Origin of the sequence: Mesorhizobium sp. M0040 (assembly GCF_040323505.1) — a bacterium.
In the GTDB taxonomy this organism is placed as follows: domain Bacteria; phylum Pseudomonadota; class Alphaproteobacteria; order Rhizobiales; family Rhizobiaceae; genus Mesorhizobium.
Window position 1 is genome coordinate 42,315 of record NZ_JAMYVA010000029.1, and the last position, 24,023, is coordinate 66,337.

At 64.8% G+C, this 24,023-nt stretch carries 21 protein-coding genes; 9 read left to right on the forward strand and 12 right to left on the reverse strand.

The features are described from left to right. The first annotated feature begins 89 nt into the window (after positions 1 to 89). Complete coding sequence (locus tag NKJ91_RS22155) at positions 90 to 377, forward strand: DUF1330 domain-containing protein (protein ID WP_023679856.1); 288 nt, start codon at positions 90 to 92, stop codon at positions 375 to 377. Here the strand turns inward: NKJ91_RS22155 and NKJ91_RS22160 are convergent. The 6 genes from NKJ91_RS22160 to NKJ91_RS22185 all read right to left on the reverse strand — a co-directional run bounded on the left by NKJ91_RS22160 (position 374) and on the right by NKJ91_RS22185 (position 6,811). Then, entirely contained in the window at positions 374 to 1,432 is a 1,059-nt protein-coding gene (locus tag NKJ91_RS22160) for a D-alanine--D-alanine ligase family protein (RefSeq protein ID WP_352457270.1), read from the reverse strand. The two genes, NKJ91_RS22155 and NKJ91_RS22160, sit on opposite strands and share 4 nt — an antisense overlap. Before the next feature lie 211 nt (positions 1,433 to 1,643). Then, positions 1,644 to 2,525, reverse strand: a complete 882-nt coding sequence (locus NKJ91_RS22165) for an SMP-30/gluconolactonase/LRE family protein (RefSeq protein ID WP_352457271.1) — start codon at positions 2,523 to 2,525, stop codon at positions 1,644 to 1,646. Further along, entirely contained in the window at positions 2,525 to 3,163 is a 639-nt protein-coding gene (locus NKJ91_RS22170) for a 2-dehydro-3-deoxy-6-phosphogalactonate aldolase (RefSeq protein ID WP_352457273.1), read from the reverse strand. The genes NKJ91_RS22165 and NKJ91_RS22170 overlap by 1 nt, the downstream gene beginning before the upstream one ends. Continuing rightward, positions 3,160 to 4,113: a 2-dehydro-3-deoxygalactonokinase gene (locus tag NKJ91_RS22175; protein ID WP_352457274.1), complete on the reverse strand. Its 954-nt coding sequence runs from the start codon at positions 4,111 to 4,113 to the stop codon at positions 3,160 to 3,162. The genes NKJ91_RS22170 and NKJ91_RS22175 overlap by 4 nt, the downstream gene beginning before the upstream one ends. Continuing rightward, on the reverse strand, positions 4,110 to 4,877 hold the full coding sequence (locus NKJ91_RS22180) for an SDR family NAD(P)-dependent oxidoreductase (protein WP_352457275.1): 768 nt from the start codon (positions 4,875 to 4,877) through the stop codon (positions 4,110 to 4,112). Before NKJ91_RS22180 ends, NKJ91_RS22175 begins: the two co-directional genes overlap by 4 nt. Before the next feature lie 131 nt (positions 4,878 to 5,008). Further along, complete coding sequence (locus NKJ91_RS22185) at positions 5,009 to 6,811, reverse strand: GtrA family protein (protein ID WP_352457276.1); 1,803 nt, start codon at positions 6,809 to 6,811, stop codon at positions 5,009 to 5,011. 129 nt (positions 6,812 to 6,940) lie between these two features. On the opposite strand from NKJ91_RS22185, the gene NKJ91_RS22190 reads away from it, so the two are divergent. The 4 genes from NKJ91_RS22190 (at position 6,941) to NKJ91_RS22205 (ending at position 11,184) form a co-directional block, all read left to right on the forward strand. Next, positions 6,941 to 7,948: a glycosyltransferase gene (locus tag NKJ91_RS22190; protein ID WP_352457277.1), complete on the forward strand. Its 1,008-nt coding sequence runs from the start codon at positions 6,941 to 6,943 to the stop codon at positions 7,946 to 7,948. 8 nt (positions 7,949 to 7,956) lie between these two features. Then, positions 7,957 to 8,331, forward strand: coding sequence for a GtrA family protein (locus NKJ91_RS22195; RefSeq protein WP_352449625.1), 375 nt, complete (start codon positions 7,957 to 7,959; stop codon positions 8,329 to 8,331). Between the two features lie 216 nt (positions 8,332 to 8,547). Then, entirely contained in the window at positions 8,548 to 9,489 is a 942-nt protein-coding gene (gene gshB, locus NKJ91_RS22200; protein ID WP_352457278.1) for a glutathione synthase, read from the forward strand. A 162-nt stretch (positions 9,490 to 9,651) separates the two neighbouring features. After that, entirely contained in the window at positions 9,652 to 11,184 is a 1,533-nt protein-coding gene (locus tag NKJ91_RS22205; protein ID WP_352457291.1) for a YifB family Mg chelatase-like AAA ATPase, read from the forward strand. 374 nt (positions 11,185 to 11,558) lie between these two features. Here NKJ91_RS22205 and NKJ91_RS22210 read toward each other — a convergent pair whose 3' ends face one another. The 6 genes from NKJ91_RS22210 to lepA all read right to left on the reverse strand — a co-directional run bounded on the left by NKJ91_RS22210 (position 11,559) and on the right by lepA (position 20,430). Further along, positions 11,559 to 13,730, reverse strand: coding sequence for a malate synthase G (locus NKJ91_RS22210; RefSeq protein WP_352457279.1), 2,172 nt, complete (start codon positions 13,728 to 13,730; stop codon positions 11,559 to 11,561). 267 nt (positions 13,731 to 13,997) lie between these two features. Continuing rightward, complete coding sequence (locus NKJ91_RS22215; RefSeq protein WP_352457280.1) at positions 13,998 to 16,025, reverse strand: hydantoinase/oxoprolinase N-terminal domain-containing protein; 2,028 nt, start codon at positions 16,023 to 16,025, stop codon at positions 13,998 to 14,000. Positions 16,026 to 16,270: 245 nt separating this feature from the next. Next, the gene (locus NKJ91_RS22220) at positions 16,271 to 16,894 is read right to left on the reverse strand and encodes a CDGSH iron-sulfur domain-containing protein (RefSeq protein WP_352457281.1); all 624 of its coding nucleotides are present in this window, start codon (positions 16,892 to 16,894) and stop codon (positions 16,271 to 16,273) included. 300 nt (positions 16,895 to 17,194) lie between these two features. After that, the gene (locus NKJ91_RS22225) at positions 17,195 to 17,569 is read right to left on the reverse strand and encodes a hypothetical protein (protein ID WP_352457282.1); all 375 of its coding nucleotides are present in this window, start codon (positions 17,567 to 17,569) and stop codon (positions 17,195 to 17,197) included. A 284-nt stretch (positions 17,570 to 17,853) separates the two neighbouring features. Next, entirely contained in the window at positions 17,854 to 18,366 is a 513-nt protein-coding gene (locus tag NKJ91_RS22230; RefSeq protein WP_352457283.1) for a hypothetical protein, read from the reverse strand. 258 nt (positions 18,367 to 18,624) lie between these two features. Next, positions 18,625 to 20,430: a translation elongation factor 4 gene (gene lepA, locus NKJ91_RS22235; RefSeq protein WP_352457284.1), complete on the reverse strand. Its 1,806-nt coding sequence runs from the start codon at positions 20,428 to 20,430 to the stop codon at positions 18,625 to 18,627. Between the two features lie 158 nt (positions 20,431 to 20,588). Here lepA and NKJ91_RS22240 point away from each other — a divergent pair, with 158 nt between their 5' ends. The 4 genes from NKJ91_RS22240 to msrA all read left to right on the forward strand — a co-directional run bounded on the left by NKJ91_RS22240 (position 20,589) and on the right by msrA (position 23,887). Then, a complete protein-coding gene (locus tag NKJ91_RS22240) occupies positions 20,589 to 21,653 on the forward strand; it encodes a TadE/TadG family type IV pilus assembly protein (protein WP_352457285.1) in 1,065 nt (354 codons plus the stop codon). A gap of 337 nt (positions 21,654 to 21,990) precedes the next feature. After that, positions 21,991 to 22,701 carry a DUF1223 domain-containing protein gene (locus NKJ91_RS22245; protein ID WP_352457286.1) on the forward strand — a complete coding sequence of 237 codons (711 nt, stop codon included), beginning with the start codon at positions 21,991 to 21,993 and terminating at the stop codon, positions 22,699 to 22,701. Between the two features lie 80 nt (positions 22,702 to 22,781). Next, positions 22,782 to 23,081, forward strand: a complete 300-nt coding sequence (locus tag NKJ91_RS22250) for a hypothetical protein (RefSeq protein WP_352457287.1) — start codon at positions 22,782 to 22,784, stop codon at positions 23,079 to 23,081. A 77-nt stretch (positions 23,082 to 23,158) separates the two neighbouring features. Further along, positions 23,159 to 23,887 (forward strand): peptide-methionine (S)-S-oxide reductase MsrA, encoded by a 729-nt coding sequence (gene msrA / locus NKJ91_RS22255; protein ID WP_352457288.1) that lies wholly within the window; start codon positions 23,159 to 23,161, stop codon positions 23,885 to 23,887. Positions 23,888 to 24,023 lie beyond the last annotated feature (136 nt).

The window sequence follows — 24,023 nt, forward strand, 5'->3', positions numbered from 1 at the left end:
CCGCTCCGGTTCTCGAAAACACCCCCAGCCATCTCACCGGAGCGACTTTCAAAATCGGTCCGCGCACGGCCAAAACCAGGAGAAATACCATGCCCAAGGGATACTGGATCGCTCGCGTCGACGTGCGCGATGCGGAAGGCTACAAGGACTATGTCGCAGCTGCCAAACCGGCCTTCGACCGCTTCGGCGCCAAGTTCCTGGCGCGCGGCGGCGCGCATGAGAAAGCCGAGGGGCCGGGCCGCGACCGCAACGTGATCATCGAGTTTCCGTCGCTTGCGGCGGCGCATGACTGCTACCACTCGCCCGAATACCAGCGCGCCGTCGCGATCCGCCAGAAGGTGGCCGAGGGCGAAATCGTGCTGGTCGAGGGGATTTAGGCGAGAAGCCGGTTCGCCGCTGCCTCCGCCATCGCATCGGCGAGGCTCAAGCCCCATTGCTGGCGACAGTAATCGCGGAAATCGAAGCAGGGCAGGCCGGGGCAGACCTCGAACTCGATGAGGTGGACGCTGTCGTCGGCTTCGACCCGGAAATCGATGGAAAACACATCCCGCAGGCCAAGCCCGACCATCAGGCGTTCGGCGATGCGACGGATTCTTGCATCGGCTTCAGGCTGGCTGCCGGCGACCGGCAGCAGCACCGGCTCAGTATATTTTCCCGCAGCTTTCGCCGCTGCGCCGGTATCGCCGTAAAGCGCCAGGCTGTCCTGCATGGTCTGGAAATCGCCGCCCGAATCGACAAAGGCGATGCCCAGCGCCTCGACGCCGGTATCCAGCCTCAATCCGAGAAAACTGGCGCGCGCGTTGCGGCCGGCGACATAGGGCTGGACGATGACATCGTCGCGATAGGCAGCGAAGACGCGCCGGCTAAGCTTCAGCGCGTGGCCGAGATCGTGGCAGTGCGAATCCGGCCAGATGCCGATCTTGGCGCCGAGCCGGTTCGGCTTGACGAACCAGCCGGCGGGCGAGGCCGGTGGCGCGACCAGCCAGGCGCCGTCACGGGCAAGGCCCGCCTGCGGCACCGGCAGGCCAAGCGCGCCGAGCACGGCGCCGGACCGGAACTTGTCCTGACAGAGCGCGAACAGCGCATCGTCGGCGCCGATCGCCTTCAGGCCATTCAGCCGTGCCAGAGCCGGTGCAGCGCCGCCGCGGAAATAGGCGACGCCGTCGGTCAGCGTCCAGACTAGCGTGGTCTTCTGATCCTCGCCGGCGAGAGCGCTTGCGTCGTCGTCGAGCGTCACCGGCGCAAACGACAGGCCGCGCTTCTGGCAAGCGGCGGCAAGTGCGTCGAATTCAGCAGCGAAGTCGGTCGATTGCGCCAGATAGGAAGCGATTTCGGCGGCACGCTCCGGCACGTGGTTATCGGCGACCAGCCGATCGAAGCAGGCCTTTTCCGGCTCAAAGACAAGGATCAGCTTCGGCTTGCGGCTTGACATGATCGAACGATTTCCCGGCAGCACGATTGCCTAAAGCAATTCCAGGAAAAGTGTGAAACGGTTTCCGTCCGGAATTGCGTCAAAACAAAGAGATAGAGCGGTTCAGCGTTCCCGCGAAACGATGAACCGTTCTAGCATCGCACGGCGAATGCATTCGGCTTTCGCGGAACCGACGTCAGCCGGACGCCTGCACGACAGTGCTAGATATGGTCTAGCCAATCAGCACGCGTGGCTCGAAGCGACCATTGACTGGAATGTCGAGCATGAATGTCATGCCGGCTTGCGGGTCGAGCAGGCGCTGCTTCTCGCTCTTGCCCGACCAGGCGGAGGTGACCGCCAGCCGGTCGGCGTTCCTGCCGACGAAAGCTGGACAGGACGGTTGCGTCGCCGGCATCGCCACCGAACGGACAAGCTTGCCGTCGGGTCCATAGGCTTCGACGACGCTGCCGCCCCAGCAGGCGTTCCACAATATGCCGTCACGGTCGAGCACCGAACCATCGATATAGCCCTTGGCCGAACGGTGGTCGACGAAGACCTTCGGTTCGCCAACCGGCAGGCCGGTCGCCGGATCGCAGCCGACGCGCATCAACAGTCCGGTGCTGGTGTCGGTGTAATAGGCGATCGTCCCATCCTCGGAAAAGCAGATCGAATTGGGCACCGTGACGTCGGCATAGAGCCGGCGCAGCTCGCCCTTGAAGAACCAGTAGATCGAACCGGCACCCTTCTCCTCGCCCTTGCCCATTGTGCCGACCCAGAGCGCGCCGCAAGGGTGAACGCGTGAATCGTTCGAGCGGGTGACCGCATTGTCGGCCTCGATCGGCGTGTGCAACGTCAGCTTGCCGGTCGCGACGTCGCGGACATGCAGGCCGGTCTCGGTGGCGATCAACTGGCGCCGGTCGTCGACGATGGCGACGGCGCTGGCCATCTGACCGAGTTCGTGGATCTTGACCGCACCGCCCGACAGGAGCTTTTCCAGGAGCTGGCCGTTGACGATGTCGAACCAGTAGAGCGTGTCGGTGGCAGGGTCATAGCTTGGTCCCTCGCCGAGTTGGCAGGCATGGTCGGAAAAAACCGAAACAATGGTCTCGCTCATCATGCCGCTCCAAACGCCGCGTCCCAGGCCTGAACTGCGGCTTTCGCTCGCGCCGCCACTTCGTCGACGCTCATCCCCGGCTTGAAGAGGCTGGAGCCAAGACCGAAGACGCTGACGCCGGCCGCTTTGTAGCCGGCGAAATCCTTATCTGAAACGCCGCCGACCGCGCCGACCAGCACACTGGCCGGCAGCACCGCGCGCATCGCCGAAATGCCTGCCGCGCCAAGCACGCTCGCCGGGAAGAATTTCAACGCCGAGGCGCCGAGCCGGATTGCTTGAAATGCCTCGGTCGGCGTGAACACGCCGGGCATCGTCACCATGCCGTAGTGCATGGCACGGCCCATGACCTCGACATCGATATTGGGGCTGACCAGCAGCCGCCCGCCGGCCTTGTGCAGGCCGTCGACATCGGCGGCGCTGAGCACCGTGCCGGCACCGACCAAGGCTGTTGGAGGAAGCGCTCCGACAATGCTGGCGATGGAGGCGTAAGGATCGGGCGAGTTGAGCGGCACCTCGATCGCTTCGATACCGGCGCTGAAGATCGCCTGGCCGATCGCCACCGCCTCGCTTGGCTTGAGGCCACGCAGGATGGCGACCAGACCCCGCTCGAGCTTTGGAAAAGGTGCGGTCTCTGTCATGCGGCAACTCCATTTCCGGCGATCATGCCATTTTCGCGCGCGGCTTCGGCAAGACCGGCACGCACCGCCTCGTCGGCGTCGACCACCCTGACCGCGAGCCCGGCAAGGCCGAGCGCGTCGGCATAGAGCTTGCCGAGTGCGCCCGACGCGATCAGCACGACGGGCACGGCACTTGCCCCATAACGGCGATTCGCCGAAGCGATCTCGCCGCCGATCAGCAGGCCGGACAGGCAGGCGGCGGCATCCTCGGGCTTCAGACCCTGCAGCAGGCTGGCGGCGCGGATCGAGAACAGTCTTGAAACGATGTCACCGCCTTCGGCCAACGCCTTCAGGCACCACTCCCGGAAAAATGGATTTTCGGCGGCAACCGGCTTCGGCGGCTCGCCCAGCGAATGGCGCAGGATCGAGTGCGCGGCCAGCACCGAAAACAGCTCGCCGGTCGGCCAGGTGCCGAAACCGGCAACAGAGCCGTCCTCGACCAGCACCCATTTCGAATGGGTGCCAGGCATGCAGACGAGATGGCGTCCCTTTGCCGGCAAACCGGCGCCGGCAAGCTGCGTCTCCTCGCCGCGCATGACATCCGGGGCGTCGGCCAGACGCTGGGCAAGGCCAGGCACGATGCGGATGTCGCGGCGCTGGCCGGGGATGCGGGCAGCGCCGGCGAGAATAGCGCCGATCGGCGCCGGCACGCTGACATAGGGCGCCTCCAGCCAGCCCTGGCGCGAACCGGCCATGCCGCAAATGATGACCGGCAGCGCCTCGGCTGCGCCCAGTGCAGCCAGATACCCTTCGAGAATGGACGAAAATCCTTTAGCGTGGGCGGTGATCAGCCCGTCATCGCCGCGCCGCTCGGCGAGAACCTTGCCGGCGCCGTCGAGCAGCCAGACCCTCATACGGGTGGTGCCCCAGTCGACGGCCGCGACGGAAGCTGCCTTGCTCGGTGAACTCACAGGAACCCCCCGTCGACGATCAGCATCTGCGCGGTCAGCATGCGTGAGGCATCCGACGCCAGGAACAGCACGGTTCCGACAATGTCTTCCGGCTGCATGATCTCTTTGATGCACTGCTTGGCGACGTGAGCGGCAAGCGCTTCTTCGGTGACCCAGAGCTTTCTCTGCCGCTCGGTGATCACCCAGCCGGGCGCGATCGCGTTGACGCGGATTCCGTCGATGCCGAGCTTGCCGGCAAGACCCTTGGTAAGGCCGACGATACCGGCCTTGGCGGCGGTATAGGCCGGCATATCGGGATGGTTGATGAGAAACGAGGTCGAGGTGAAGTTGATGATCGATCCGCCGCCGGCCCGCTTCATGCCCGGCGCCACCGCCTGTGCGCTGAAGAAATGCGGGCGCAGGTTGATGGCATGATTGTTGTCCCAGAACTCCACCGTGACGTCTTCCACGGCATGACGGTCATCCTGCGCGGCATTGTTGACCAGCACGGTCACGTCGCCATGCGCCTCGGCGGCTTTGGCCGCCGATAGCCGCAACGCCTCGATGTCGCGTATGTCGGTCTTGAGATAAAGCGGCCGCCGGCCCAGCTCCTTCTCTAACCGATCGGCCAGCGCCACACTCGGACGGTCCGCGATATCGATGAAGGCGACCTTTGCCCCCTGGCGGATAAATCCCTCGGTCAAGGCGGCGCCAATGCCGGAGCCGCCGCCGGTGATGAGCACCGAAGCGCCTTCGAGGTCGGCAAAGCGCGCCGATGGCATCATGAATTCTCTCCCGGTCCAATAATCGCAGTCGGCCGGCGCGCATCCTATCCAGCCGTGTCGGGTGGGCAAGGGCGAAAGAGTGGATTGTCAGGACTTATGTCCGACAAAAGGCCGCACGGGCCGCCGATCGATCAGCTGCCCAGCCGGACGCGGTACAATTCGACGGCGGCTCCGCTGGTCCCGGCAACCGGCTCAAGCCATTCCGGCACGCTGCCGCGCATCAGCCCGGCAAGAAAGCCTGCCGGCGCCTCGGCTGCGAGGAGCTTGCTTTCGGCGCTGCCGGGGCACAGCGCGACGAGGCCGACGTGATGATCCGCCAGGATGGTCCTGGCATCGGCATCGGACCCAAGGAAGGCATCGAGCGCCAGCAGGTTGCCGGCGACGTTGCGATGATAGGGCCCGGCGAAGACGTGATGTCCGGAATAGGCCAGGATCGGCGATCCAAGATTGGAAATTGCCAGTACGGTGGTGCCTGGCAGGCGGCCAAGCGCCGCAAAGGAGGCCATGCGCTGGCAAGCGACATCGGCGCCGTCGCCATTATCCGCCGTGGTGTTGCTGTCGTCGAAGGCGACCGAGGTCGCCGCGGCAGCCCCAGTCCAGACCGCATTCACCGAAACCAGCCAGACGGCAGCCATGCGCAGCGCCACACCGCGCGACGCGCTGGCCTCTGCCCGTTGACGCCATTTGGCAATCCAGGCGGCAAGCGGGATGACAGCGAAGGCGATCGAGAATGTCGAACCGCGCACCTGCCAGGCGCTGACGATGAAGGCCACGGCAAGCAGCGCGCCGACAAGGCTGTCCTGCCGCCGCCAGCCGCCACGGCCAAGGCGAAGCGCCATCAGCACGAGCGCGATGAGCGGCGTGGCATAGCGCGCCACCACCCCGGCCGGATCTTCAGCGAGCAGCTTGAACAGCGATTGCGCCTCGTCGATGTGATCAAGCCATAGCTCCTTGAGGCGCGGATCGAGGTTGGCATAGGGCGCTGCCAGGCATTGTGGGAACAACAAGACGACGACAGCGCCCAATAGCAGGGCAAGCAGGCCAAGTGAGGCGATGCGCCATTGGCGCGTGCGGCAGGCGGGCTCGACCGACGCTATCGCCGCAAGGCCGGTTCCGGCAATCGCCGCGACGACGAACTGCACGGTCGAGAAGGCGTCGCATTGCGCCTGACCCCAGGCGGACCACGGAATGGTGACGACAAAGACGAGGGCGGAGACGCCGGCAAAGCCGAGGCCGAAATCCCTGGCGATCAGCCTCTCGCCATTGGCGCCGAGAGCAAACAGCATGGCAACGGAGGCGCCGATGGTGGCCACATAAGGCGCGGTCTCCATGCCGACGGCCAGCATCAATCCGGCGCACAGGCCGGAGAGCAATGCCGCCGGCCTGCGCGTTGGCGCTTCAAGCAACAGGCTCAGGCTGGCCATGCTCAGCATCAGCTGGACATTGTGGTGATCGAGCGCGCCAGGCGAAAAAATGCCGAGGAAATACAGTGCGGCAGCGCCGATCACGACAGCGGGCAGCACGGCGCTGTCACCGGCAAAGCTGCGTACGGCGCGAGCGGTGAAAAACACGGTCAGGCAAAAGAGCAGCGCCGGCCACAGCACTTGCGCAACATTCTCGGCAAAGGCCGCGCTGCCGGTCAGGGCCGATACGGCCATGATGATGGCCGCGATCGGCGCATCGACCAGCCGCGACCAATGCATGACGAAACCGCCTTCCAGGCCCATCCTGTACTGGTGGAGATCGAACCACCTTTGGCCGGCCAGCATGTCGCGAACTTCGACGAGGCGCAGCAGATTGTCGTTGTCGCCGCCGGCATTGGTCAGTGCCGGGAAGCCGACAAAGGCATTGACGGCAAGCGCCAGCACCGTGGCAAGCAGCGCCAGCGCGATATCGGACCTCCAAATGGAGGCGCCATCGTCGGCTGTGCTCATATCGGGACCTTTGGAAGGAATACGGGGCGGTTTAAACCTAGCCTTAACAGCTTCAATAAATAGTAAAGCCGCCCGAGCGAGGCCGGCGCTTGAGCGGTCAGGGGCCTCACAGGGCATCCGGAGACGAAAATGCCACAAGAAGTGCGCCATGAGCCGAGCATCGCCGTGCTCCTGCCTTGCTACAATGAAGAGCTGACGATCGGCGAAGTGGTGCGGCGCTTTCGCGAAACGCTGCCTGCCGCCGCGATCTATGTCTACGACAACAATTCGCGCGACCTGACGGCGCTCCGAGCCCGCGCCGCCGGCGCCATCGTGGTGCGCGAGCCGCGCCAGGGCAAAGGCAATGTCGTGCGCCGCATGTTCGCCGACATCGAGGCCGACATCTACCTGATGGCCGACGGCGATGGCACCTATGCGCCGGAGGACGCGCCGCAACTGATCAACACGCTGCTGACCGAGCGCTCCGACATGGTGGTGGGCACCAGGCGCGGCGTCGCCGACGACGCCGGCAGGACAGGCCACGCCTTCGGCAACCGCATCTTCAACAGCCTCTACAAACGTTTGTTCGGCTCGGACTTTACCGATATCTTCTCGGGTTACCGCGCCTTCACCAGGCGCTTCGTCAAGAGTTTTCCCGCCGTTTCCGGCGGTTTCGAGATCGAGACCGAAATGTCGGTGCACGCCTCGCAGCTCAAATTGCCGGTCAGCGAGATCGGGCTCGACTATGGCCGCCGGCCGGAAGGCTCCTCGTCGAAGCTGTCGACCTTTCGCGACGGCGCGAAGATCCTGTGGATGTTCGCCATGCTGATGAAGGAGACGCAGCCGCTGCGTTTCTTCGGCGCTTTTTCGGTGTTCTTCCTGGCATCAAGCCTGTTTCTGATGGCGCCGGTGCTGATCGAGTTCGCCGAAACCGGGCTTGTGCCGCGCATGCCGACGTGGGTGCTGTCGGTCGGGCTGCTGCTGCTGTCGATGCTGGCGGCGGTGACCGGGGTAATCCTCGATTCGGTGTCGCGCGGCCGGGCCGAGCAGAAGCGCATCTTCTATCTGTCGATGCCTTCCGGCCGCGTCGAACGCGAACGCGCAAGTGCGCTCGCGACTTTGAAGACCGGACCGCGCAAGACCCCGCGGGCGGCTTAGAGCCCTAAATGGGACGCCTCGCCCGCTTCATTGTCGCCGGCGGCATCGGCTTCGTCGCCGACGCGGCGGCGCTTTGGCTGGTGTTGGCGATAGCGCCGCTTGGCCCCTTCGCGGCTCGCATCATCTCGATCGGTTTTGCCCTGTCCGTCACCTGGCTGATCAACCGCCATCTGACCTTCTCGCCTTCCAGCCGCGGCGTCGCGCAAGAGGGCGCCCGCTATGGCGGCGTCGGCATTGCCACCAGCGTCGTCAATTATCTCGTCTATTGCGCCATGCTGTTCGCACTGCCGATGGTGTCGCCGCTCATAGCCCTTGCGGTCGCCTCGCTGGTCGCCATGGCACTGTCCTTCCTCGGCTATTCCAAGCTGGTCTTCGACCGCTGAGAACTATCGCGTCGAGGTCTGCGCCAAGCGAAGCGCAGCCTCATCGTGACCTTGGCCGATTGGCAGAAGCCGCCGATTTCCTTATATCGCTGTCGTCGATGCATCGGCCCGAAAATCGGAATCGATTTTCGGAAAGCACGATGCGTGGATTCAAAAAATGTTGGAGCGTACTTTGTGCGTCCAAGTGGATCACTCCAAGTGCGCCGGAGAGCTGCCATGCCCCTGAAAGTCGCCGTCCAGATGGACCACATCTCCACCGTGTCGGTAGCCGGCGACACGTCGTTTGCGCTGTCGCTGGAGGCGCAGCGGCGCGGCCACCAGTTGTTCCACTACACGCCCGACCGGCTGTCGCTGCGCGACGGCAAGGTGTTTGCCCGTATCGAGGCGATGCAGGTTCGCGACGAGAGGGGCAACCATTATTCGCTGGGCGATGAAATCCGCACCGATCTTTCGGAGATGGACGTCATCCTTTTGCGGCAGGATCCACCCTTCGACATGAACTACATCACCACCACGCATATCCTCGAGCGCATCCATCCGAAGACCCTGGTGGTCAACGACCCTGCCTGGGTGCGCAACAGCCCGGAAAAGATCTTCGTCACTGAATTTCCCGACCTGATGCCGGACACGCTGATCACCAAGGACCCGCTCGAGGTCGCAGCCTTCCGCAAGGAGTTCGGCGATATCATCGTCAAACCGCTCTACGGCAATGGCGGGGCCGGCATCTTCCACCTGCACGAGGCCGACCGCAACCTCGCCTCGCTGCTCGAAATGTTCGGCCAGTTGTTCCGCGAACCCTACATCGTGCAGCGCTACCTCAAGGAGGTGCGGGCTGGCGACAAGCGCATTATCCTGATTGACGGCGAGCCTGTCGGCGCGATCAACCGCGTGCCGGCCGAGCATGATTCGCGCTCCAACATGCATGTCGGCGGCCGCGCCGAAAAGACCGAATTGACGGAACGCGAACGCGAGATCTGCGCCCGCATCGGCCCCTCGCTGAAAGAGCGCGGCTTCATCCTCGTCGGCATCGACGTCATCGGCGACTACATGACTGAGATCAACGTGACCTCACCGACCGGCATACGCGAAGTGCAGCGCTTCGGCGGCGCCGACATCGCCAGCCTGTTCTGGGATGCCGTGGAGGAGAAGCGCAACTAGCCTCGCTTCGCGAGCGGCCGCGTTCCGGACCATTGCAGCCGTGGCGCTCAGCTGTTCCCCAAATGTTCTTGCCTTCGCCGGAAATCTGTGGTTGTCTCCGGTGACGCCGTTCGCGGCATGATCGCAAAGGCTTGGGGCAAAGCCTGCATCCGGGGTGAAGACATGGTGGCGCGGGTTCGCACGGTTGCTTTCCAGGGCATCGAGGCCGTGCCGGTCGACGTGCAGGTGATGATCGCGCCGGGCAAGGTCAACATGCACATCGTCGGCCTTGCCGACAAGGCTGTAGCCGAAAGCCGCGAGCGGGTGCAGGCTGCACTTCATGCATCCGGCCTGTCGATGCCGTCGAAGAAGGTCACCGTCAATCTGGCACCCGCCGACCTGCCCAAGGAAGGCAGCCATTACGATCTGCCGATCGCCCTCGGTCTGATGGCGGCGCTCGGCGCCATTCCGGGCGACATGCTGGCCGGCTATGTCGTGCTTGGCGAATTGTCGCTCGACGGCACCATCGCCGCGGTGGCCGGCGCGCTGCCGGCGGCGATCGGCGCCAATGCCGAAGGCAAGGGCCTGATCTGCCCGTTCGCCTGCGGGCCGGAAGCGGCCTGGGCCGGCAAGGATTTCGACATATTGGCGCCGCGCAGCCTGATCGCCATCGCCAATCATTTTCGCGGCACGCAGGTTCTGTCACGGCCGGAAGCCGGCATCCACGCCGCGGCGCGCGACCTGCCCGACCTGGCCGACATCAAGGGCCAGGAGACCGCCAAGCGGGCGCTGGAGGTGGCGGCAGCCGGCGGCCACAATCTTCTGATGGTCGGGCCGCCGGGATCGGGAAAGTCGATGCTGGCGCAGCGGCTGCCGTCGATCCTGCCGCCGCTGGCGCCCAGGGAATTGCTCGAAGTCTCGATGATCGCCTCGGTGGCCGGAGAACTCGGCGAAGGAAAGCTCACAGACCGGCGGCCGTTCCGCGCGCCGCATCATTCGGCCTCGATGGCGGCGATGGTCGGCGGCGGGTTGCGCGTGCGGCCGGGCGAGGCCTCGCTCGCCCATCACGGCGTGCTGTTCCTCGACGAGTTCCCCGAATTCTCGCCGCAGGCGCTCGATGCGTTGCGCCAGCCGCTCGAGACCGGCGACTGCATGATCGCCCGGGCCAATCATCGCGTCACCTACCCGGCGCGTATCCAGCTGGTCGCGGCGATGAACCCGTGCCGCTGCGGCATGGCCGGCGAGCCTGGCTATCGCTGCCTGCGCGGCGACCGCTGCCGCACCGACTACCAGGCGCGCATTTCCGGCCCGCTGCTCGATCGCATCGATCTCAGGATCGAGGTGCCGGCGGTCTCGGCCAGCGATTTGATCCGGCCGGACCGGGCGGAGAAGAGCGCAGCCGTGGCACTACGCGTGGCGCGGGCGCGGACGATCCAGCGAGAGCGCTTCGAGCGGCTCGGCGCGACCTCCGCCACCACCAACGCGCATTGCTCGCCGTCAGTCATCGAGGAGATTGCCATTCCCGATGCCGCCGGCCTGTCGCTGCTCAGGGACGCCAGCGAAAAGCTTGGCTTTTCCGCGCGGGCCTATCACCGCGTCTTGAAGGTGGCGCGGACACTGGCCGATCTCGAGGCCAGCGAGACGGTCGGCCGCATCCATCTGGCCGAAGCGATTTCCTACCGCATGAGCTCGGAACGGATGGCACAAGCGGCGTGACGTTCCCCTCCCCCTTGAGGGGAGGGTGGCCGCGAAGCGGCCGGGTGGGGTCGCCGGTGAGACGCTCGGCCTGTCGCATTTCGAAACCGACCGAGGTGCGGAGCGTTGCGATGCTCCTCCTAGAGCAACGGACATTCAGATGGGATCATTCTGCCGGTGCACGACATCGGGCTCGCCACCTTTCGCGTGGTTTGTCTCGCCATCCCGGAAAGAGAATTGATTCCATCTGGGCGTCCGTTGCTCTAGGGCGCACCGTCAGAATTGGGTTGGCGCACTGCATTGGCGACCCCACCCGGCCCTTCGGGCCACCCTCCCCTCAAGGGGGAGGGGGACGCCGGCGCTTACCCTTGGCCTGCGTGCATCGTGCTTTCGGTTCAGCCGTTATCCCGCGCCTTCAGCTCCAGCCGCCGTGCGTGCAGCACCGGCTCGGTGTAGCCGTTGGGCTGGATGCGGCCTTTGAAGACCAGGTCGCAGGCGGCGAGGAAGGCGATGGACTTGTCGAAATCCGGCGCCATCGGCCGGTAGAGCGGATCGCCTTGGTTCTGGCGGTCGACGATCGCCGCCATGCGTTTCATCGTCTCCATGACCTGCTCGGGCGTGCAGACGCCGTGATGCAGCCAGTTGGCGATGTGCTGCGAGGAGATGCGCAGCGTGGCGCGGTCCTCCATCAGGCCGACGTCGTTTATATCTGGCACTTTCGAACAGCCGACGCCCTGGTCGATCCAGCGCACGACATAGCCCAGAATGCCTTGCGCGTTGTTGTCGAGTTCCTTCTGGATGTCCGCCTGAGACCAGTTCGGCCGGACAGCGACGGGCACCGACAGGATGTCGTCGAGTTTTGCCTTGGGCCGGCTCTTCAGTGCCGCCTGCACGGCATGGACGTCGACCTTGTGGTAGTGCGTGGCGTGCAGGGTTGCCGCCGTCGGCGACGGCACCCAGGCGGTGTTGGCGCCGGCCTTGGGATGCGCGATTTTCTCGGCCAGCATCGCCGCCATCAGGTCGGGCATCGCCCACATGCCCTTGCCTATCTGGGCGTGGCCGGCCAACCCACATTCCAGCCCGATGTCGACGTTCCAGGCTTCGTAGGCGGCAATCCAGGCGGCCTGCTTCATGTCGCCCTTGCGGATCATCGGGCCGGCTTCCATCGAGGTGTGGATCTCGTCGCCGGTGCGATCGAGGAAGCCGGTGTTGATGAAGACGACGCGTTCTTTCGCGGCGCGGATCGCCTCCTTGAGGTTGACGGTGGTGCGCCGCTCCTCGTCCATGATGCCCATCTTGAGGGTGTTTTTGGGCACGCCGAGCAGCGCCTCGACACGGTCGAAAATCTCGACGGCGAAGGCAACTTCGTCGGGCCCGTGCATCTTGGGCTTTACGATGTACATCGAGCCGGCGCGAGAATTGGTGCGGCGCCCGTTCACGCCGATGTCATGCAGCGCGATCAGCGCCGTCAGCGCCGCATCCATGATGCCTTCCGGCACCTCGTTGCCGTCGCGGTCCGATATCGCCGGATTGGTCATAAGGTGGCCGACATTCCTGACCAGCATCAGCGAGCGGCCGGGCAAGGTCAGCGTGCCGCCATCCGGCGCGGTGTAAGTACGGTCGGGGTTGAGCCTTCGGACAAAGCTCTTGCCGGCCTTGGTGATCTCTTCCGCCAAGTCGCCCTTCATCAGGCCGAGCCAGTTGCGGTAGACCAGCACCTTGTCCTGCGCATCCACCGCGGCGACCGAATCCTCGCAGTCCTGGATGGTGGTCAGCGCCGATTCCAGCACGACATCGGCAATGCCGGCCGGATCGGTGCGGCCGATCTGGTTGTTGTGGTCGACAACGATTTCGATGTGCAGGCCGTTCTTGGTGAGCAGCACGGCTTCGGGGTCGGCGGCATCGCCGCGATAGCCGGCAAACTGTCTGAGGTCGGCAAGCGTGGTGGCGCCGGCACCCTCGCCGAGCCGCAACATGCCGTTGGCGACCGAAAGCCCGTTGACGCCGGCCCATTTGCCTGTGGTGAGCGGCACCGCCTCGTCGAAGAAGCTTTTCACCCAGGCGACGACCTTGGCACCGCGCGCCGGATTGAATTTGTTGCCTCGCTCGGCGCCGGCCGTCTCCGGGATAGCGTCGGTGCCGTAGAGCGCATCGTACAGCGAGCCCCAGCGCGCATTGGCGGCATTCAGCGCATAACGCGCGTTCATCACCGGCACCACCAACTGCGGCCCGGCAACCAAAGCGATTTCCGGGTCGACATTTTCGGTGGTCACGCTGAACGCCGGCCCCTCGGGCAGCAGATAGCCGATCTCGCGGAGGAACGTCTTGTAGGCCTCCATGTCGACGGGCGCGCCATTGTCGCGATACCAGCGGTCGAGCTTGTCCTGCATGGCATCGCGCTTTTCGAGTAGCGCCCGGTTTTTTGGCGAGAGATCATGGACGACGGCCGAAAAACCGTTCCAGAATGCCTCCGCCTCGATGCCGGTGCCCGGCATCGCTTCGTTCACGATGAAATCATGAAGCTCGCGGGCAATCCGCAATCCGGCGATCTCGACGCGATCGGTCATCAGGGCTTCTCCAGACGAAAGGCTAGGCCGGGCCTTTGGCATGTCACAGTGGCAGGGTCAATTCAGCTCAGGGTGAAGGTAGGGCGTTTTCGCTGCCGATCTCCCCCTTGAGGGCCCCTTGTGGGGGAGATGGCCGGCAGGCCAGAGGGGGTCGCCTCGCGTGGAGTGCAACCTCTTCTTTGCACCAAATCGCGTCGCGCTTCATGCGAGGCGACCCCCTCTGTCGCCTTCGGCGACATCTCCCCCTCGAGGGGGGAGATTACGCGCTCACACCGCAATCCTTGGCCGTCCCGACGCCACCGCCACCACATGCGCCTCGATGAACATGCGCTGGCCCTCTACGGTGGAGACGCGGTATTCGCTGGCGATTTCGATCTCGGCGCTGTCGGTGCCGGCGTCCTTAGCCCGCCCGGCGGCAATCGCGCGCACATCCTTCTCCGCTGCGGCGATCGCCGCTGCTTCGTCGTTGAAATCGCGCACGCTTTCACCTGAGGCAACGCGGAACAGCCCTTCCTTGGGCTGGCTGACCCGCGCCTCGGCCGACACCCGGACCTGGCCGACGACGGCGCCGAGCGCGTTGGCGACATCGGTATCCTGCGGCACCACGCATCGATTGCCGACCAGCTCGGCCAGGCCGGCATAGTGCAGCGGCGCCGAGGCGCCGAGGCCGATGACCGGACGGTCGAGGGCGACGCTCAAGCGCGCGATGCCGGGATGCGCGTCGACGGCGCGCTGGACCAGGGCATGGGCGACGGTCGCCGCGCCATCCAGCCCGTCCTCTGCGAAGGCGGTCTCGAGGATGACTTCGGCCGACAGGCGGGTCAGCGCGGTCAGCACCCGTTCCGAGATCGCCTCCGGCGAGGCGGCGATGAACTGGCCGCGGCCGTCGCGCCTGCGCGCGAACAGCTCGGCACCCAGACGCGCCGCGGCCGCATCCCAATTGGCCTGCCTGCCCAGCACATGCGCGGCGTCCGACGGCGTGAAGCCGGCGACATGCACCAGCCCGCGCGACACCAGCCGGTTCAAGGTGGCGTTCTGGGCGTTCGAGGTCAGCAATCGGTCGAGAGCCTGCGGCACGGCACCAATCAGCTCGTAAAGCTTGGCTTCGGCACCGGTCAGTCCGGCCGCCAGCCGCTCCGGCACGCCGGTGCGCACCGCCAGCCGGCCATCCATGCGGCCGGGGTTGGGCGCGCGCAGCTGGCGTTCGAGCTCTGATGTGACTGCTTCGCCATGCATCATGCCGGCCAGCGCCAGCGGCACCAGGCGGCGCGGGCCGAGCAGGATTCTCGGATTGAGCGCGCCGTCCTCCAGCGCCACTTCGGAATCGCCGCCGAGGCCAAAAGTGCGCATGGCGACGGCCTCGACCATGGTGCGGAAACCGCCGACGGTGGCGCCTTCCGGATCGAGCCGCGGCCGGCCCTTGTCGAGCACGGCGACGTCGGTGGTGGTGCCGCCGATATCGGAGACCACGGCATTGTCGAGGCCGGTCATGTGGCGGGCGCCGACAAGGCTGGCGGCGGGGCCGGACAGGATGGTCTCGATCGGCCGCTGGCGGGCAAAGGCGGCCGAGACCAAAGCGCCGTCGCCGCGCACCACCATCAGCGGGGCGGCGATGTTGCGCGCGGCCAAAAAGCCTTCCGTTGCCGCGACCAGCCGGTCGATCATCGAGATCAGCCTGGCGTTGAGCAATGTCGTCAGCGCCCGGCGCGGGCCGCCGAGCTTGGCCGACAGTTCGTGGCTGGCGGTAACCGGCAGGCCGGTCCTGTCGCGGATCAGGTTCCGCGCGCTTAGCTCATGCGCCGGGTTGCGGGTGGCGAAATAGGCGCAGACGGCAAAGCCGGAAACCGACTTTTCCAGTTCCGGCAAAGCTGCCTCCAGCCCGGAAAGATCGAGCGTTGCCGCATTGCCATGGACATCGTGGCCGCCGGGGCAGAACACCACCGGGTCGGTGCCGAGCGCCGCCTTCAGCCCGTCGCGGGCAAGGTCGCCTTCGGCAAAGCCAATCATCACCAGCGCCACGCGGCCGCCCTGGCCCTCGACCAGCGCATTGGTGGCTAGCGTCGTCGACATCGACACCAGTTTGATCGCTGCCGGGTCGGTGCCGGCCATTTCGAGCACCGCATCGACCGCGCCGGAGATGCCGACCGCCAGATCGTGCCGTGTCGTCAGCGCCTTGGCCTTTGCCAGCACCTTGCCGCTTGGCCCGCCGGCCTCCGACCACAGCACGGCGTCGGTATAGGTGCCGCCGGTGTCGATGCCGAGGAACAGGGGTGGCGATTTGGTCTTGGCGGTCATTGGCGGGTCCGGAGAATTCTCTTGCCCCGCCCCTTACCGGATATGAACGGGCCGATAAAGCCGCGATGGCTGGGCCAAGGCAGCGTAATCTCCCCCCTCGAGGGGGAGATGGCCGGCAGGCCAGAGGGGGTCGTCTCGCGTGGAGCCCCGGCATTCTCTGGCCGCGATGGCGTTGGCGTCAGGACGTACCGACCCCCTCTGTCGCCTTCGGCGACATCTCCCCCTCAAGGGGGGAGATCGCTAGGCTACCCGACAAACCCCACGCGCTTGTGCGAGCCATCGCAGAACGGCTTGTTGGCGGAGTGGCCGCAGCGGCAGAGGAAGGCGCGTTGCGTACGGTCGACCGTGTGGCCGGTGCCGGTGACGATTTCGACATTGCCTTCGAGCTTGAGCGGGCCGTTGGTCGTCGGCGTGACGGTGAGCGGGCCATCTCGCACTTCCAGCGCCGGCGTGTCCTTCAGCGCCGGCTCGCCGGTGGCGATGAAGCCCGTCTTGGCGTGGCTGCCGTCGCAGAACGGCTTGTTTTCCGAGGCGCCGCAGCGGCAGAGCGTGGCGCGGTAAGACGTTTCGCCGCCCAGCACGATCTCGGCATGCAGCGCCAGCGGACCGTTTTCCCTTATGCGCACAATGTTGACCACCGGCGGCTGTTCCTGCGGCCCGCCATCCTTGCGGATATAGGTGATGGCGCCGGACGGGCAGGCTTCGGCGAGCGCCACGATCTTCTCGACGCTGGCCGCCTCGGGGTGGATCCACTGGCCGGGCGCGTTGGGCACGAAAACATGCGGATCGCCAAGCACGCAGTTGCGCGAATGGATGCAACGTTTTCCCGAAAAGCCGATGTCGATGTTCTCGCCTTCGACCACTGCCATGGGTGGGTCTCCTGTCGGACTACGCTATGGCGACAGGCGGGACGACGTCAAGGCAGCATTCCCCCCCTCGTGAGGGCCGACCTCGGGCGCGGCGGTAAGGGAATTCGCATTTTTTGCTCGCAGCACCACATTTTGTTCTTGCTTTGTGCCGGCAGCTATGCTATTAATTTGCGCATGGTGCCAATTGGCTCCAACGACCCGCCCGCCGAGGCGGGTTTTTTGTTTCAGCTTTGAAATTCCGGTGCCGGCCTGCACTCGCGGGACGGCCCTCTCCCCCCTCAAGGGGGGAGATCTGCCACGTCACGGAACCAGATCGATTTCCTCGGTCTCGCCGCCACTGCAGGTGTAGCAGCAATCGTCGCACTTTTCCGTATTGCCGGGGCCGACGCCCCAATAGGTATTCTCGTCGCCGTCGACCCAGGCGCCGTAGCAGATCGATTCGCCGTCACTGCAGGACAGCGGGATCGCTTTGGTCTCGCCGTCGTTGAGATAGTAATCCTGATTGTTGCCCGGCCAGACATGATCGCGGTCCTGGCTGTAGAGCTCGACGCGCATGGCGTTGGGATGGCTGTTCTTGATCTCGAAGGTGACATCGCCGGCATGCGCGACGGGCGCAAACAGCGTGACAATGAACAGCGACGCGGCGACGCGGCGCCCGAAAGCGTAGGACGACATGATGATTTCCCCCCGGAATGAAGCGGCCTGCCCGGCCGCGAGGGGGAACATGGCATGGCGGCGGGATGGGTGGAAGGGGGTGCGCCATTTGCACATCGCGAAAGGCGCAGCGTTGCCAAGGAAGACCCCTCTCCGGCCGCTTCGCGGCCACCTCTCCCCGCTTGCGGGGCGAGGAACCCAAGTCTAGCGAGGGCGCGGCTTCGCGGCTGGCGTTTCCTCGCCCCCACAAAGTGGGGGAGAGGTGGTTTGCGCAGCAAACCAGAGAGGGGGCGGTCCGACCGGACTCAACGCCCGGGCTTCAGCAGCGTCCAGATCCAGCCGATGAATGTGAGCACCAGAAAGGGATATCCGACAGCAGGCAGCGGCGTCGAGGTCGGCAGCAAAGGCGCACCCCAGAGGATCATGCCTGCCGACACGACAAACAGCACGGCGGCCACGACAGCGGTAAGCCGCATCCACAGCGCGAAGGTTTTCGGCGCGCTGACCATGACCAGCGCCGCCGCCCAAAGCGAGATACCGCCGACATAGGAGGGCACGCTGGCCTCAAGCCCCGCCGCATTGCCGGAGAGCAGCAGGCTTTCGCCGGCGAGAAAGGTCAAAAATCCAGCCGCCACCCAGTCATTGCCCTGGCGCTGATATTTCATCGTCAACAGCGCGGTCGCCACCACGAGCGCCACGCCGTCGATCGTCCAGAGCGTTTCGCGAAGGGGCGCGCTCTCGACGAAGGTGCCGGCGAGTCCGAAAGCGCCGCCGATGGCGAGGCCGATCGCGGCGACGAGGTCCAGAGTGGAGCGCATGTGATGTCTCCCCCGAAGCCGCAAGGATACTTCAAGGCGGGACATTCTCCAATGATGGTCCGCTGTCCTGAAGGGTCGCAATGGCCGGCGCGTATCCAGCTAGCTGACCTGTCGCAGGCTTCTGCCCAATCTCCACTATGCAGCTTCAGCGCCGCGCTGGCGGGGGGCCCGCTGCCTCCGGCAGCTCCCCCGCTTTTGAAGCCTGCTATCGATTCACTGGATCGATGGCCTGGCGCGCTGGGCGCGCCAACCGGCTTCTCAATCCCCCATCTTCAGCGCCTGGATAAACGCCTCCTGCGGGATATCCACCTTGCCGAACTGCCGCATCCGCTTCTTGCCCTCTTTCTGCTTGTCGAGCAGCTTGCGTTTGCGTGAGACGTCGCCGCCGTAGCATTTGGCGGTGACGTCCTTGCGCAGCGCCGAGATGGTCTCGCGGGCGATGACCTTGCCGCCGATCGCCGCCTGGATCGGGATCTTGAACAAATGATGCGGGATCAGCTCCTTCAGCTTCTCGCACATCTGGCGGCCGCGCTTTTCCGCCGCCGTGCGGTGGACCAGCATCGACAGCGCATCGACCGGCTCCTCGTTGACCAGGATCGACATCTTGACCAGGTCGCCTTCCTTGTAGTCGGTGAGGTGATAGTCGAAGGAGGCGTAGCCCTTGGAGATCGACTTCAGCCGGTCGTAAAAGTCGAAGACCACCTCGTTGAGCGGCAGATCGTAGATGAGCATGGCGCGCTTGCCGACATAGGAGAGGTCGGCCTGGATGCCGCGCCGGTCCTGGCAGAGTTTCAGGATGCCGCCGAGATAGTCGTCGGGGGTCAAAATGGTGGCGCGGATCCACGGCTCCTCGATGGCCGCGATCTTGACCACGTCGGGCATGTCGGCCGGGTTGTGCAGTTCCTTGACCGTGCCATCGTTCAACAGCAGGCGGTAGACGACGCTAGGCGCGGTGGCGATAAGGTCGAGATTGAACTCGCGCTCCAGCCGCTCCTGGATGATTTCGAGATGCAGCAGGCCAAGGAAGCCGCAGCGATAGCCGAAGCCGAGTGCTGCACTGGTTTCCATTTCAAAGGAGAAGGAGGCGTCGTTGAGGCGCAGCTTGCCGACGGCGGCGCGCAGATCCTCGAAGTCGGCGGCGTCGACCGGGAACAGGCCGCAGAACACCACCGGCTGCGCCGGCTTGAAGCCGGGCAGGGCTTGTGCCGTCGGGCGCTTGTCCTCGGTGATGGTGTCGCCGACGCGAGTGTCGGCGACTTCTTTGATCGAGCCGGTGAAGAAACCGAACTCGCCGGGGCCGAGCTCGTCGACATTGACGCGGGCGGGCGTGAAGACGCCGGTGCGCTCGACCAGGTACCTGGCGCCGGTGCCCATCATGCGGATGGTCTGGCCCTTCTTCAGCACGCCGTCGATGATGCGGACCAGCACGATGACGCCGAGATAGGCGTCGTACCAGGAGTCGACCAGCATCGCCTTCAGCGGGGCCGTGATGTCGCCCTCGCGCGGCGGCGGCAGATCGTTGACGATGGCTTCCAGCACGTCGGGAATGCCTAGCCCGGTCTTGGCCGAGATCAGCACGGCGTTGGAGGCGTCGATGCCGATCACCTCCTCGACCTGTTCGCGGATGCGCTCGGGCTCGGCGGCGGGCAGGTCGACCTTGTTCAGCACCACGACGATCTCATGGTTGTTGTCGATCGCCTGGTAGACATTGGCCAGCGTCTGCGCCTCGACGCCTTGCGAGGCGTCGACGACCAGCAGCGAACCTTCGCAGGCAGCGAGCGAGCGCGACACTTCATAGGCGAAGTCGACATGGCCGGGCGTGTCGATCAGGTTGAGGATGTAATCCTGGCCATTGTTGGCGTGGTACTTCAGCCGCACCGTCTGCGCCTTGATGGTGATGCCGCGCTCGCGCTCGATGTCCATCGAGTCCAGCACCTGCTCCTTCATGTCGCGCAGCTCCAGCCCGCCGGTCGACTGGATCAGCCGGTCGGCAAGCGTGGATTTGCCATGGTCGATATGGGCAACGATGGAGAAGTTGCGGATGTTTTTGATCGGCGTGGTCATGCGGCGCGCTTTAGCAGGGGCACGCTACATCGGCAAGCGGCGGGGCGCGGGTGCGGCGGCGGGGCGGCAAAGTCGTTAAACTTTGATCCATGAGATTAGAGCATAGTTCGCGCCCGGCGTGATAGCCCACCGGTCTATCGCCGTTCGGGGGGATCGGAATGCCGTTGTCAGCACGCAAATTTCTCAAATCGGTGAGCGGCTCGTTCGCGCCATTGCTCGCCATCTTGCTTATCCCGATGGTTGCCGCATTGGGTTTTTCCATCGACTATACCTCTGCGGTTTCAACCAGGGCATCGATGCAGAACGCCCTCGATGCAGCGTCGCTGTCGATCACGACGCTTGCGACGGACACCTCACTGGCGGACCGCCAGGTAAAACTGCAGGAGGCATACCTGGCCAATGGCGGGCAAGGCACGGCCAAGCTCGACAGCTTCGTCGTCGCCACCGACGGCGCCGCCAGCATCAAGGCTTCGGCCGGCTTTGCCATGCCGACGAATTTCATGCAGATCGCCAGGATCAACACGGTGCAGGTCGGCGTTGCGTCGGCAGTGACAAAGCGGCCGGCATTGGTGCAAGCCACGTTCAAGGTGACCAAGGTCTCGGGCTGGTGGGGCAAGACAATGACGCTCTACGGCACCAAATTCGGGGACACGGTGGCCAACAAGCTGATGAAGATCACCTACACATACAACGGTTATGGCGATCCGAAAGGCTATGGCACGGCGACCGTCTCCACCATCAACGGAGCGACGATCACTATGGTCCAGCAGCAGGTGTGTACGACCACCACGGTGCTCAGCTTCTACGGCCTGCCTAGCACCACGATCATCCAGACCGACTCATACGGCAGGAAATACGTGACCACCTGTGTCAACACAATGTATCCCGCGACCGGTGCCGGCGCGGTGATCGACGTCAGCCAGATGGACCAGCTATATCTGCAGATGGATGTCCCGTCAGGCAATCCAACGGTGCTCAAATCGAACGATCCGGCAACATCGAACCGCCTCTACGCGAACGGCGTCGAGATCGCCAGTGGCCAAACGGTCGATATCTTTACGCTGGTGCCGTGCGGCCAGACCAGCACACAAGCGTGGGAAGACGGGGGATCGTCGGTGCCGACATCTCCGACCATCACCGATTCCAACGCGGACTTTTTCTACACAGTAACCGGCAAATGCGCCTTCAATCAGCGGGCATCCGAAACGCTGTTGACACAATAGGCCGCCGCAGCTGAGTGCGAGGGCATATCGGCCCGATTAGGCTGCCGTCCATCACACCGCCGCCCGGTCACACCGGGTGGCGTGTTGGTTGCGAGCGACCGTCTTCCCTTCGCCCCCTGTGGGAGAAGGTGGCCGAGCGAAGCTCGGTCGGGTGTTCCGGGGAACGCCAACGCCTCATTTCTTCCAGCACCCCTCAACCATCTCGGCGCTTCGCGCCGATCCACCTTCTCCCACAAGGGGAGAAGGGAGAGCTGCGAACGATCACGAAGCGGTGATGCTGTAACGAACCGTATGTCGGCGGCGAAGTGTGGACATGGAACCGCACAGGAGAACAGCGATGACCGGATCGGAACGAAGCACAGCCCTGATGGGGCTCGCCGCGGCACTGTTTTCCGCGACTGTGCTGTCGGCAACCAGCGCGGCCGCCGGCCAGACGCTGACCGTCGTAGAGCTGTTCACCAGCCAGGGCTGCTCGTCCTGTCCGCCGGCCAACGCCAATCTGATCAAGGTCAAGGACCGGCCCGGCGTGCTGGCGCTGTCCTTCAACGTCACCTACTGGGACTATCTCGGCTGGAAGGACACATTCGGCAAAGAAGAATTCACGCAGCGCCAGGTCCGCTATGAACCGTCGCTCGGCCGTTCCGGCCCGTTCACGCCGCAAGTGGTGGTCAACGGCAGGGCCGATGCCGTCGGCGCCAGGCCGGGCGAGATCGAGCAGCTGATTTCGAGTGGCGGCCACGGTGACGGACCTTCGTTGTCGCTCGCCGGCGGGAAGGTCAGCATCGGCGCCGGTCCGGTGCCCGGCGGCAGGGCCGATGTCTGGCTGGTGCGTTACGACAAGGGCGTCGTCGAGGTGCCGGTGGCGCGCGGAGAAAACACCGGCCGCACGCTGCCGCACGCCAATGTCGTGCATTCGCTGACCAGGCTGGGCAGTTGGACCGGCGACGCCACCGCACTGCCGCTGCCGGCGGCGACGGGCGGCCTCAGCACGGCGGTGCTGGTGCAGGTGCCGGGCGGCGGGCCGATCCTTGCTGCCGCTACGAATTAGAAACCCTCCCGCGAAATTTCCCCAACGCGCAGCGGCGCCGCCGCATGCCGTCAACCCCTGCCAAACCCTAGGAGATCATCATGACCAATCGTTTGACCAATCGCCCGACCCTGCCGGCACTCGCCTTCGCACTTTGCTCGACGGCGCTGTTCGCAGGAGGCGCGGCGCGGGCCGAAGATGCGATGAAGCCGGCGAACGCCATGGCAACAAACGCGATGAAACCAGCCGGCGCCATGGCGCCTGACGCGATGGCCACGACCGCGATGAAGGCGGGCGATCCGATGAAGGCCGACTGCATGGCCAAGGCCGCCGCCGAGACGAACGCCATGAAGAGAGCCGAAGCGACCAAGGCCTGCGATGCCATGGCTCCGGCCAAATAGGCGATGCGCACAGCAATGTGAGAGCCCGGCGGACCTATCCGTCGTATAATCCACACCAGCATCATGGGAGATCAGACATGACCGGAGCCCTGAAACGATCGTCGATTTTCGCAAAAGCAGCACTTGCCGCGCTCATCGTCGCGGCCGCCGCGGCCGTGCTCTGGCAGACGCCGGCAGTCTCGGCCGAAGACGCGGTGGTGATCCCGCCGCCGGCATTGGACGAGAAGGCCATCGCCGGCACCGAAAAGGCGGTCTTCGCCGGCGGCTGCTTCTGGGGTGTGCAAGGCGTGTTCCAGCACGTCAAGGGCGTCACCAGCGCCGTTTCCGGCTATGCCGGCGGCGACAAGGACACGGCCGTCTATGAAATGGTCGGCACCAGCCGGACGGGCCATGCCGAATCCGTCGAGATCACCTACGAGCCGTCCGAGGTGACCTACGGCCAGCTGCTGCAGGTGTATTTCTCGGTGGCGCACAACCCGACGCAACTGAACTACCAGGGTCCGGACAGCGGCACCCAGTACCGTTCGACGATCTTTGCCGAAAACGACGCACAGAAAAAGATCGCCGAAAGCTACATCGCCCAGCTCGACAAGGCCAAGGTGTTTCCCAAGCCGATCGTGACGACGCTGGAGACCGGCAAGACCTTCTATCCGGCCGAGGACTATCACCAGGATTTTCTGACGCTCAACCCGACCTATCCCTATATCGTCTACAACGATTTGCCCAAGGTCGAGAACCTGAAGCGGCTGTTCCCCAATCTTTACAGCGAAAAGCCGGTGCTGGTGCTGGCCGCCAACAAGAGCTGAGCTTTTGGGGGGTCTGCTGATCTCCCCCCTTGAGGCAGGGGAATCGCATATGGCGATTTTGGGGTTGAGTTTAGGCTGAGAAAGGATTCTTTGGAGAGGCAGTTGAGCGAAGGAGCGACTGCCATTTCCTGCCTTG